At 41.2% G+C, this 12,074-nt stretch carries 10 protein-coding genes and 2 pseudogenes; 8 read left to right on the forward strand and 4 right to left on the reverse strand.

Annotation, left to right across the window (positions count from 1 at the left end; translation table 11 throughout):
* Window positions 1-5 precede the first annotated feature (5 nt).
* The 7 genes from thiI (at window position 6) to FKZ59_RS11240 (ending at window position 7,012) form a co-directional block, all read left to right on the forward strand.
* Complete coding sequence (gene thiI / locus FKZ59_RS11210; protein WP_141602847.1) at window positions 6-1,214, forward strand: tRNA uracil 4-sulfurtransferase ThiI; 1,209 nt, start codon at window positions 6-8, stop codon at window positions 1,212-1,214.
* Window positions 1,215-1,319: 105 nt separating this feature from the next.
* Window positions 1,320-1,529 carry an alpha/beta-type small acid-soluble spore protein gene (locus FKZ59_RS11215; RefSeq protein ID WP_141602848.1) on the forward strand — a complete coding sequence of 70 codons (210 nt, stop codon included), beginning with the start codon at window positions 1,320-1,322 and terminating at the stop codon, window positions 1,527-1,529.
* Window positions 1,530-1,699: 170 nt separating this feature from the next.
* Window positions 1,700-3,286 (forward strand): acyl-CoA synthetase MbcS, encoded by a 1,587-nt coding sequence (gene mbcS / locus FKZ59_RS11220; RefSeq protein WP_141602849.1) that lies wholly within the window; start codon window positions 1,700-1,702, stop codon window positions 3,284-3,286.
* A gap of 173 nt (window positions 3,287-3,459) precedes the next feature.
* Window positions 3,460-4,464 carry a signal peptide peptidase SppA gene (gene sppA / locus FKZ59_RS11225; protein WP_141602850.1) on the forward strand — a complete coding sequence of 335 codons (1,005 nt, stop codon included), beginning with the start codon at window positions 3,460-3,462 and terminating at the stop codon, window positions 4,462-4,464.
* Between the two features lie 13 nt (window positions 4,465-4,477).
* Window positions 4,478-5,305, forward strand: coding sequence for an RDD family protein (locus tag FKZ59_RS11230; RefSeq protein ID WP_246045879.1), 828 nt, complete (start codon window positions 4,478-4,480; stop codon window positions 5,303-5,305).
* A 121-nt stretch (window positions 5,306-5,426) separates the two neighbouring features.
* Window positions 5,427-5,930, forward strand: a complete 504-nt coding sequence (gene tpx, locus FKZ59_RS11235) for a thiol peroxidase (protein ID WP_141602851.1) — start codon at window positions 5,427-5,429, stop codon at window positions 5,928-5,930.
* A 155-nt stretch (window positions 5,931-6,085) separates the two neighbouring features.
* Window positions 6,086-7,012, forward strand: coding sequence for a class I SAM-dependent methyltransferase (locus FKZ59_RS11240; RefSeq protein WP_141602852.1), 927 nt, complete (start codon window positions 6,086-6,088; stop codon window positions 7,010-7,012).
* Between the two features lie 103 nt (window positions 7,013-7,115).
* Here the strand turns inward: FKZ59_RS11240 and FKZ59_RS11245 are convergent, their stop codons facing one another.
* The 4 genes and pseudogenes from FKZ59_RS11245 to FKZ59_RS15175 all read right to left on the reverse strand — a co-directional run.
* Complete coding sequence (locus FKZ59_RS11245; RefSeq protein WP_141602853.1) at window positions 7,116-8,087, reverse strand: acyltransferase family protein; 972 nt, start codon at window positions 8,085-8,087, stop codon at window positions 7,116-7,118.
* A gap of 260 nt (window positions 8,088-8,347) precedes the next feature.
* Window positions 8,348-8,800 (reverse strand): universal stress protein, encoded by a 453-nt coding sequence (locus tag FKZ59_RS11250; RefSeq protein ID WP_141602854.1) that lies wholly within the window; start codon window positions 8,798-8,800, stop codon window positions 8,348-8,350.
* Window positions 8,801-8,949: 149 nt separating this feature from the next.
* Window positions 8,950-9,477 (reverse strand): annotated as a pseudogene (locus FKZ59_RS11255) (IS481-like element ISBst1 family transposase); the annotation flags it as partial.
* Window positions 9,478-9,617: 140 nt separating this feature from the next.
* Window positions 9,618-9,941: pseudogene (locus FKZ59_RS15175) on the reverse strand (DUF6431 domain-containing protein); the annotation flags it as partial.
* A 51-nt stretch (window positions 9,942-9,992) separates the two neighbouring features.
* Between FKZ59_RS15175 and FKZ59_RS11265 the strand changes: the two are divergent.
* On the forward strand, window positions 9,993-11,969 hold the full coding sequence (locus FKZ59_RS11265; RefSeq protein ID WP_141602856.1) for an RHS repeat-associated core domain-containing protein: 1,977 nt from the start codon (window positions 9,993-9,995) through the stop codon (window positions 11,967-11,969).
* The last annotated feature ends 105 nt before the right edge of the window (window positions 11,970-12,074 follow it).

Consider the following 12,074-nt stretch of genomic DNA (forward strand, 5'->3'; position numbering starts at 1 on the left):
TGAGAATGCTTTGGAAAGAAATATTGATACGGTATGGTGAATTGACGACAAAAGGACGAAACCGGAAAGATTTTATCCAGCAATTGAAACGCAACATCAAGTATATTTTTTCTGATCTTGGTTCTTTGACAATCCGGGCGGAAAGGGACCGGATGCATATTGAATTAAACAATGAAGAACAATTTGAAGTATTAATGGAAAAACTGCCGCGCGTATTTGGAATCCAGTCTTTCAGCCCTGTCGCCATTTGCGAGAAAGACATGGGAAGCATCCAGCAGCTTGCCCAAAAAATTATGGATCGTTATAAAGATCAACAAATCACTTTTAAAGTGGAAGTGCACCGTTCAGATAAATCATTCCCTTACCAAACTTACGATATACAAAAAGCGGTCGGAGGATATTTGCTAAAAAATAATCCGAATTTATCGGTCGATGTCAAAAACCCTGATGTGGAGCTTCGGGTGGAAATCCGCAAAGAAGCCGCTTATTTAATGTCGGAAGTGATTTATGGGGCAGGAGGAATGCCTGTAGGTTCAAACGGAAAAACGCTCCTATTGCTTTCAGGCGGAATCGACAGCCCTGTGGCGGGATATTTGATGATGAAACGGGGCGTAAGGATTGACGCGATTCATTTTTATAGTCCGCCATATACAAGCGAACAGTCACTGCAAAAGGTAAAAGATTTGGCAAATGAATTAACGAAATTCGGCTCCACTATCCGTTTGCATGTGATTCCATTTACAGAATTGCAAGTGTTAATCAAAGATACAGTACCGCCGGAAATGTTAATGACCACAACGCGCCGGATCATGATGAAAATCGCGGATAAAGTGCGTGAAGAAATTGGCGCTCTTGCGCTTGTTACCGGTGAAAGTTTGGGGCAAGTAGCAAGCCAGACGCTGGAAAGCTTGACGGCAATCAATGCGGTGACAAATACGCCGATTCTTCGTCCGCTCATTTCTTTTGATAAGCTGGAAATTATTAAAATTGCACAACAAATCGGGACATACGAAATTTCCATCAAACCATACGAAGATTGCTGCACGATTTTCACACCGGCCAATCCGAAAACAAAGCCAAAAATTGAACGGGTGGTCCATTTCGAATCGCAGACGGATTTTGATGAATATATTGAGCGCGCCGTGAAAAATAGAGAAATTTATACTTTCCCTGAGAAACAACAAACAGCCGATAAATTTAAACATCTATTATAATTTCACTCTACCAACCGGCAGGTAATAGAAGCACAATTTACCTCTCACCTCTATGTATTATTTTTTGATTGCGGCACATTCTAAATGCACAAGGAGGTGAGAGAGATGGCTACAAACAACACAGGCGGCAGAAACAAATTATTGGTTCCTGGTGCAAACGCAGCATTAGATCAAATGAAATATGAAATTGCACAAGAGTTTGGTGTTCAACTCGGACCTGAAGCTTCTGCTCGTGCAAACGGGTCAGTCGGAGGAGAAATTACTAAACGTCTTGTGCAAATGGCAGAGTCTCAATTACGCGGAACTCAACAATAATGGAAATAAAGCTGGCAGCAGCATGCTGCCGGCTTTTTTTATCTCTGAATTATTTTTTTGTTTCTTATAAAAAAATGTATTTTGAACAAAATTTTTTCTATTAAAAAGAATATTTTGCTATTTTTTTTATATATAATTATAATTAGAATAATATTTGAGGGGGAATTTGCTTGAAGCGGGAAGATTTACTTGCACCAGAAATTTATAATATTGTCGAAGAATTCGAAAAATGGGCAACCGACGAAAACAAAGTCGCTTTATTGCTGCATCACGAAAACGGTTCCACAGAAAAGATCACTTTTGTCGAATTGCTTAAGAGAGCAAACAAAGTCGCAAATCTGTTCAGAAATTATGGATTGGAAAAAGGCGATGTCATTTTAGTGATGGTTCCGCGTTCTGCTAAAGCTTATGCTACATATATTGGCGCATTAAAAGCAGGACTGACGATTATTCCAAGCTCCGAAATGTTGCGGGCGAAGGACATTGACTACCGAATCCAGCATTCAGGGGCAAAAGGGATTGTTGCGTTTTCAAATGAAATTTCCCAATTTGATGAAGTGAAATCTCTGGATGGATTAAAATTGTTTGTTTACGGGGAAGCGCAAGAGCCTTGGATTCAAATTGAAAAAGAACTTGAAAGTCTGCCGGAGGAATTCGATGGAGAGCGAACAAAGAGCTCTGACATTGCCTTCTTATCCTATACAAGCGGAACAACAGGTAATCCGAAAGGTGTAATCCATACCCATAGTTGGGGTTATGCACATTTGCGCACAGCAGCTGAACATTGGCTCGGTGTCAAAGAAGGGGATCTGGCATGGGCAACAGCTGCACCGGGGTGGCAAAAATGGATTTGGAGCCCGTTCCTGGCGATTTTGGGCAGCGGAGCAACGGCATTTGTGCATACAGGACGTTTCGAACCAAAAACGTACTTGCAATTGCTGCAGGATTATAAAATCAATGTTTTATGCTGCACGCCGACAGAATACCGCTTGATGGCGAAAGTGGACGGCTTGGAATCATTTGATTTATCCAATTTGAGAAGCGCCGTTTCCGCCGGAGAGCCGTTAAACAGCGAAGTTATCAACAAATTCTTGGATGTGTTTGACATCCAGGTGCGCGACGGATATGGACAAACTGAAAATACATTGCTTGTCGGAACAATGATCGGCATGAAACCAAAACCGGGTTCCATGGGCAAACCGACGCCAGGAAATATCGTAGAGGTGATTAATGAAGACGGAGAACCTGCAAAGCCGGGAGAAGTCGGCGATATTGCCGTGCATATTTCCACACCGGCATTGTTCAAAGGTTACTTGAATGACCCTGAGCGCACACAGCAGCAATTCCGGGGGGACTGGTATTTAACCGGCGACCGTGCGTACAAAGATGAAGAAGGGTATTTCTGGTTCCAGGGCCGCGGAGACGACATCATCATTTCGTCCGGCTATACGATTGGGCCTTTTGAAGTGGAAGATGCCCTTGTGAAACATCCTGCCGTCAAAGAATGTGCGGTAGTGGCAAGTCCGGATGAAATTCGCGGAAGCATTGTAAAGGCTTTCGTCGTATTGAAAGATCCGTCTTTAAAAGACAGCCCTACTCTTGTGCAGGAATTGCAGGAACATGTGAAAAAGATTACGGCTCCATATAAATACCCTAGGGCGATTGAATTTATTGATGAGCTGCCAAAAACGACTTCCGGAAAAATCCGCCGGGTGGAACTTCGCCAAAAAGAATGGCAAAAGCATGCAATGAAGTAATGCATTCATACAGAATGAAATGAAAGAATAAAATAATGAAGACATTCGGAAAGAAATAAACCTTTCTGAATGTCTTTTTTTCATGTAATCTTATACTAGTAAAGAAAATTTTTTTAAATTTTTGAAACAATTGGCTTTGAAAAACGTATAGAAAAAATGGAGGAGGTTGGAAGATGAATACAAAAAGATGGATAGCGCTGAGTATAGCGGTTTTTTTAATGGTGGTTTCAATCGGGGTAAACATAGTGACAACCATTTTTACAAGCGATTTTTTTAGTCAATTTGAATCTTTCAGTAAACCGGAGCTGACCGAGGCGATTGTCGAACCGGGGTCGTTTGATGAGCGGATCGCTTTGCTTAGTGTGGACGGGGTGATTCAAGATGTCGGTTCAAGTTCCCCTTGGGCAGCCCTTGAATATGACCATCAAAGATTTTTGGCAACATTGGACCAAATTTTGGAAGATGATACAGTAAAAGGCGTAGTATTATCTGTCAACTCTCCAGGAGGAGGGGTCATGGAATCTGATGAGATTTATCAAAAATTAATGAAGATCAAAGAAGAGAAAAAGATACCGATTTATGTTTCCATGCAATCGATGGCGACATCCGGCGGATATTACATTTCTGCGCCCGCCGACAAAATTTTTGCCCATCGTGATACAGTGACAGGCTCAATCGGCGTCATTATACAAAGTTATAATTACTATGAACTTGCGAAAAATTTAGGAATCGAGTTTGAAACCATCAAATCCGGACCGCATAAAGACATGTTCAACGGCACACGTCCTTCGACGGATGAAGAAAAAGCGATGATGCAAGAAATGATCAATGAATCGTATGAAGCGTTTGTAGATGTGGTGAAGCAGGGAAGAGGCATGTCTGAATCCGAAGTGAAACGAGTGGCGGACGGGCGAATCTTAAGCGGCAATCAGGCACTGAGAGCCGGGTTGGTTGATGAAATCGGAACTCTGGAGGAAACAATTCAGGCATTAAGAAAAGACCATGGCCTGGAAGATGCGACATTGTTCGAATATGAGTCAAGTTTTGGAACTTTAAGCTCGTTATTCGCAATGAAATTAGGCACCATCTTTGGCCCTTCAATGGAAGAACGCCTGTTGATCAAATTAATGAATTCATATGATGCACCACGATTGATGTATTTATATGGCCAAAATTAAGGGGGGCTGAAATATGACAGGTTATCATTCAGACAATGACCGGAAAAATTCTGCCCATGAGACGGACGGAAACGCGCCGATTCATGAACAATCGGCCGAAAACGCCATGAACATCCAGGAGCAAAATGATGGAACAAGAAAAGAGCTAACATATACGGAACAATCCAAGCAAGCGGAGGAAGGGCATAAAGAACCGGAAAAAAGCGAATCCAACGCGCAAAATGTGACAGAAACCGGTTTATTAGAAGAAAATCCGCAAACGCAAAGCCGCAATGAATCTTCAACCGAAGAACAGAAAGAAGGGACACCGGAACCTAAAATCGTGAGAGAAACGGAAATCGTGGAAGAATATGAAGAAAAAACCGCAGGGTTCTGGATCCGTTTTTGGGCATTTATCATTGATGGACTGGTTGTGAGTGCGGTTGTCGGCATTTTGGTGAAGCCAATCTTCTACTTGTTTGGCTGGGATGTGGGCGGTTCTCTATGGTACTCGCCATTTACCATCATTTCAGGCATTATTTATTATGCGTATTTTGTCATCATGACAAAATACTGGCAGCAAACGATCGGCAAAATGATTTTCGGCATTAAAGTAAAATCGCTGAAAGAAGAAAAACTTTCGTGGACAACGGTTTTATTTCGGGAATTGGTGTCGCGTTTCATCAATAATACCGTTTGGATATCTTATCTCGCCGTGGCTTTCACACCGAAAAACCAGGGATTGCAAGACTATTTTGCCGATACGATTGTGGTGCAGGAAAATGTATATGTAAAAAATGAAAAGAAAGTGATTAAAGAAAAAATCATTGAGACAAATTCTTCAAATGAGCAAACAGCCTGAAGTTTAACCATTCAGTACCCATTCGGTGCTGGATGGTTTTTTGTTTTTGAGTAAGTTATTTGCATTGGCAAAATGTTGTTTAGTAATATGAAATAAGTAGAAAATAAGGAGGAATGTTCTAGTGGCTCAAGTAACATTTAAGAATAAACCCGTTACTTTGCTTGGAAATGAAGTGAAGGTTGGAGATCAGGCTCCGGATTTTACTGTGCTCGCCAATGATTTAACTCCGGTTACATTAAAAGATTCAGAGGGAAAAATCCGTTTATTTGCAACTGTACCTTCCCTTGATACAGGAGTGTGCGACGCGGAAACCCGCCGATTTAATGAAGAAGCCGCAAAATTGGGTGATGATGTCATTGTCTACACGGTATCCGTGGACTTGCCATTTGCACAAAAACGTTGGTGCGGAGCGGCCGGCATTGATCGGGTAGTGACAGTGTCAGACCATAAGGATTTATCTTTCGGAAAAGCTTATGGTGTTGTCATTGAAGAATTGCGTCTTTTGGCACGTGCGGTGTTTGTTGTTGACCGTGAAGGCGTTGTGCGTTATGTGGAATATGTTCCTGAAGTGACTAACCATCCAAATTATGAAGCGGCAATCGCGGCGGTAAAAGAACTCTTATAAAAGATGTGGCCGCGACATATCTTTTATCGCATTTTTCGGTTATTATTATATTGTGTTTTACCTGTAGACAAAGTCCGTATCGGCTTTGTCTACAGCCATTTTTCCGTAATTTTGCATATCGTAACCCAATGGCGAGTGTTGAAAGGAAGAACAACATGGAAAAAATCGAACAAATCTTTAATTTTATTGATAAAAGCGCGGAGAAACATGAACAATCGGATTCAACATATTTGGACGGGGTATTGGCGACGCTTTCCGGAATTTTGGATGGAAAGGATTCCTTGCCGGTCGGATCGGCCACAAAAGAAGAAATGCGGAAAGCCATACAGCTTGCGATATTAAAAGGCATGCGCCTGTCTTCGCAGCCGCACCATCAAATGACGCCGGATTCGTTGGGGCTGTTCATTGCGTATCTTGTTGAACAGCTTTTGGAAGATAAATTGGAAAAGGGCATGATATCCATTCTGGACCCGGCCATGGGGACAGGGAATTTACTGTTTACCATTATGAATCAATTGGACGGCAAAGTGTCGGCAACGGGTATTGAAATCGATGATTTGCTGATCCAGTTGGCGCGGGAAACGGCTGAGCTGATTGAACAGCCGATTGATTTATACCATCAGGATGCCTTGAGGCCGCTTTTTGTCGAACCGGTCGATCTTGTCGTTTGTGATTTGCCGGTCGGGTATTACCCTAACGAGGAAGTGGCAAAAGGCTATGAACTGCATGCGAAAGACGGGATGAGTTATGCCCACCATTTATACATTGAGCAGTCGTTAAAATATACAAAAGAGGGCGGTTACCTAATATTTTTGATTCCTGCCACCCTGTTCGAGTCGGATCAGGCAGAGGCGCTGCATGCATTTTTGAAAAAGCACGCATGGATATTGGCAGTGATGCAGCTGCCGGAGAACATGTTCAAATCGAAACAACATGAAAAAAGCGTTTTTATTTTGCAGAAGAAAAGCGAAAAAATGCGTCCTCCGAAAGAAGTGCTGCTTGCAAAAGTTCCAAATATGTCCAACAGACATGCGATGTCCTTGTTCTTTGAAAAAATCAAAATGTGGAAAGAGCAGAAGTAGCCGCAGGATTTTATATGCCAAAATGGTCTTGAAGCATCTAGGCTTCGCCGACAATCAAAAAGGATGCGCCATTTTAAATGGTGCACCCTTTTTATATTGGAAATTAAGATTTTTTGGCATTTTTTAAAATCAGCAAGTTAAAGATTTGAATGACCGGTTTTCGCGACAGCAAATAGACGATGAGGAAGCTCATTATTAACAAAATCCAGTATTGGTTTGTTTCGATGATATAATTTTTGATGGAATGTTCCTGAAAAATCCGGACTATGGCCATGTGCAGCAAATAGATGACCAGTGTCGATTGTCCGATGGATGTAAGAAAGCCATGTTTTTTTGGCACCAGGGTGAAAAAGAGATAAGTGGCCATAAACTGAATGGCATACGCACTCAATCTCATCAGAGCCGAGTATTCGATATCATCCGTAATTTCTTCATAAGGCCTTTTTCCCAATAGCCAGAATCGGTAATCAAGGGGCATATACAAGGCAATCAGCGCAAAGCCGGCGACGGCAAGGATGATGCCGGCGACTATATGCTTTCGGGATTTGAGCCGGTTAAAATGCTGTTCTTTTAAATAATAGCCCGCAAGGAAAAACGGAAAAAAGTAAAAAGTGCGGGATAAAGTTAAAAACTCATCCACTTCCGCGTCATAGCCGATGAAAAGCGAAAAGGCGACGGCAAGGGGAAGGGCATATTTCAGTTTGCCGACAAAGTACAATAGAACATTCCAAAAAATCAAGCTTAGAAGAAACCAAAGCCCCCATCTCGGGATGAACAGACTATAGCTGATGTCGTCGCCAAAAACCAGATCATAATACAAAGTATAAAAAACTTGAAAAACGACATAAGGTATAAAGAGTTTGCTTACTAGTTTTTTGAAATACCCCGGTTCATAAACTTTCTTGGCAAAATAGCCGGAAATCAAAATAAAGGCCGGCATATGAAAAGTATAAATAGCCAAATAAAAATCAGCGATCCATTCTTCCTGTTCGATGTATTCGCTGATCATATGGCCAAATACTACAAAAAAGATCAATAAGGCTCTCGCATTGTCAAAGTAAGCGATTCGATTCAAATTGGATCATTCTTTCTAATGTGATAAATTCCAAAAGTTGTTGCAAAAAATATTATTTTTAATGAGAAAAATAGAAAAAAGAAAAATTAAAGAATCAGACATGGACAATAATAGTTTTAGCATACTTTGATAAATTAATCTATCGGAAATGGCGGCGGAATTCGTCAAAACCCTGACATTTCTCCAAGGATGAAACCGGGCTGGCAAAAAAATAAAGGCTGCCTAGAACACCATCCAGGCAGCCTTTGAAACCGGATAAATTATTCTTTAATAGGAGTGCGGACAACAAGCACGTCGCATTTTGCAGAACGGACAATCGCTTCAGATACGGAACCGATGAGGAAGCGTTCCACTGCATTCAGACCTGTCGCACCGCAGACGATTAAATCGGCATCAACAAGTTTGGATAATTCCTTAGTAATGATTGTTTTTGGAGAACCATATTCTATGATTACGTTTACATTTTTAACGCCAGCTTCTTCGGCTTGTTTTTTATATCCTTCAAGCAATTCTTCAGAGAATGCTTGGGCTTTTTCTGCGATTGAACGGTCATATGCCTCGATTGCTGCGAAAGAACGAGTGTCAATTACATTCACCAGGTGCAATTTCGCATCTTCGCCACTTTGTTTAGCAATATCAATCGCTTTTTTAAAGGCATATTCTGCTTCTTTCGAACCATCAACAGCAATGACAATATTTTTGTAGTTTACCATACCAGCAACCTCCTTTATCTATATGTTTATTATATCAAATTATCAGAAAGTGGGAATGAAAATCGGAAAAAAATACGTAAAAAATTCATAGTTTTTTCTAAATTCCGACAGAATATTTGTCGAAAAATTAAATTTTTCAAAACCCCTTTTTTCTGGGCTTTCCCATTGACTCGAATCGTTGGTCCATGGGATAAGTCCCCTTGCCAAAGCTCATTGATCTGGTCATACGCAAAGCGCTTTCGCTCCGGCATGGGCAAGATTTCTTTCCCGACAAGGTTGTGTTTTTTCAACAATCGGTATATAGTAAAGTAAGAGATATGGTTTTTTGGGATTTCCCCCTGCTCGATCAGGTGTTCGTAGAACACCGTCACGGGCATGGTGGGATGTTCTTTTCTTAGGGCTAAAATATGATCCTCATCATCGGGCGACAGACGCCTTGAGTGGCCGCGGTCCGAACGGCGCTTCGGCTTTAAGGCGTCAAAGCCCCCTTTTTTGTATCGGGTGCACCAATCGAGGATCGTCTTGGCTGCGATTCGTTTGTCGCCCTGGTGGGGAACATGGTGCACTCGCTCGCTCACCTCTTTCAGATACGTCTTCGGTTCCACCTGCCCATTCACCAACGGAGCGATTAGCCCGTACCGAAACAGGGCAATGTCGTGTCTCATCGACTCATCCATTCGAATCTCCTCCTTGTCTCACTTGGAATCAGGACCGTTCCGGTCCGTCTGCCCTTATCGTACCGGATCGCTTTTTCTCCGTCGATAGGAAAGGTTTGTGGGAACCTCAACTATTTCCAATTTAGGATATGTATGTAAAATCAGGATCCCATTTGATTCGCAAAAGGGTGTCGGAATCCGTCCTCCCACATGTCTCTGATGACCGAATAGAGACCGTGTTTCTCCAACGTCCGGATCCACCAGGAAGCCCGTTCCTTTTCTTTTTTCACGATAGGGCCTATGATCCTCCACCGCCTCGCAAAAAAGCTGTGAAGGTTTGATAGGTTTCGGCAGAACCGCCGGACATAAAAGATGATGCCGTCCTTTGTCGGGAGAAACGGAGCCCGGTTCGTCCCCTCGGTCAATCCCAACTGCTCTTTCACGACTTGCCATATGGCGGACAACGTATACTGAAAATACGGGAGGAAGATCCGAAGGGCCAAAAAACCACGTTTACTTATGATGCATATGGAAATTTGAAAACAAAAACATATCCAAATGGGACGGTTGAATCGTATAGTTATGATGACAACGGCAACTATGTGAAAACAGTAACCGATCCAGCTGGCAATACAGTGACAACGATTACCGATGAAGTAGGAAATGTCATTAGTTATAAGGATGGAAAAGGATACGAAACAAAATATGAGTATGATCAACATAATCAGCTAACGAAAGTGATTGATGCTAAATTAAATGAAACGAGTTACGAATATGATGGTTCTGGAAACAAAACGGCCATTATCGATGCCAAAGGTCATATTTCCCGATATGAGTATAACGGCAAGAATTTATTAACGCAATATACAGACCAACTAGGAAAATCCACATTGATAGATTATGATCTTAATGGAAATCGCACAAAAGTAGTATCACCTTCGGGAGATGTGATCACATATGCATATGACAAACTCAATCAGTTAACAGATGTGTATGTAAATGGTATTAAGCAATGGAGCTATACTTATGATCAAAATGGAAATATAAAAACGGCCACTGATTCACAAGGACGTTCTAAGACATATGACTATTATGATAACGGCTTGCTGAAGCAAGTTGTCGATGGAAATCATACCATTAACTACGGATATGCAGGTAATGACTTTTTATCTTCCATCAATGTGACGGTTGGGAGTTCAACACTTTCATTAGGATTTACACCGAATGAACTCAATCAGCTTGAAACGTTGACACGAAATGGTCAACTACTCGCTACGTTTGGTTATAATTCATTAGGAGCTATTGAGTCGATCACTCGTGGAAACGGAACAACTACAAACAAAACGTTTGATCAGGCTAATCGTTTAAAAACTCTCACTAACAAACTGGCAAATGGCACTGAACTCAATTCATATACGTACCACTATGACCAAAATAATAATATAGAAACCATTGTTACAAACCATGGTACCGTTTCGTATCAATATGATGAGCTGAATCAATTAGTTCGTGAAACATTGTTGGATGGTACAGTCATTAACTATGAATATGATTCAGTTGGAAACCGCACGAAAAAAATCGTCACCAAAGATGGAAACAGTACAACAACGTCCTATTCATACAATGCAGCGAATCAATTAACCGAAGTAAATGGACAAGCGTACCAGTACGATGATAATGGAAATTTAACGAATGATGGTGAGCGAACGTATATTTACGATGCGTTTAACCAATTAGTCGAAGTTCGAGATGCATCTGGACAATGGATTGCGAAATTTACGTATGATGATAGTGGAAAACGTACAAGCATGACAACAGCCAATGGAACGGTCTACTTCCACTACCACCAAGATAAAGTGATTTACGAAACGGATGAAAATGACCATATCATTGCAGAATATACATGGGATGATGAAGGTCATCCTGTTAAGATGACCAAAAATGGTCAAACGTATTATTATCATTTAAACGGTCATGGGGATGTCGTCGCGTTAACAGACAATAATGGAAATGTAGTGGCAGAGTATGAATATGATGCATGGGGGAATATCCTACATCAAACTGGCCCATTGGCTTCTGAAAATCCATATCGTTATGCAGGTTATCGATATGATGAGGAGACGGGATTATACTATTTACTAGCCAGATACTACAATCCTAACAATGGAAACTTTTTATCTGTTGATCCATATCCGGGAGATCTAGATAATCCAATTTCACAAAATAGGTATGTTTATGCAAATAGTAATCCTGTGATGTTTGTTGACCCGGATGGAAAAACTGCTGTAGTTGTAGGTGTTTACTTTATTCCAGGGATTGGAGAAGTAGCATTATTAGCAACAGGTGCAGTTGTGTTAGGCGGGATAACCTATAAAGCTGGTTCTTGGCTTGGACAGAAAGTCAGAGATTATGTATTTTCTAAAAAAACACCTATTCCATCAAAACTAAAAAATGGAGATAGAGTAAAAACTGTTTTTTGCAAGCAAAAAGTGGCTCTTACGTATATTTGGTGAATGCCTTCCTATCATCCCTGTTGGAGATTTTTATTGTTTTATTAAAATAATAATTAAAGTCTATAGAGAACCCTTTTTTCTAACAAGTCTAATCCAGCACGGCCA

It is taken from the genome of Ureibacillus terrenus (assembly GCF_006569205.1).
In the GTDB taxonomy this organism is placed as follows: Bacteria; Bacillota; Bacilli; order Bacillales_A; family Planococcaceae; genus Ureibacillus; species Ureibacillus terrenus.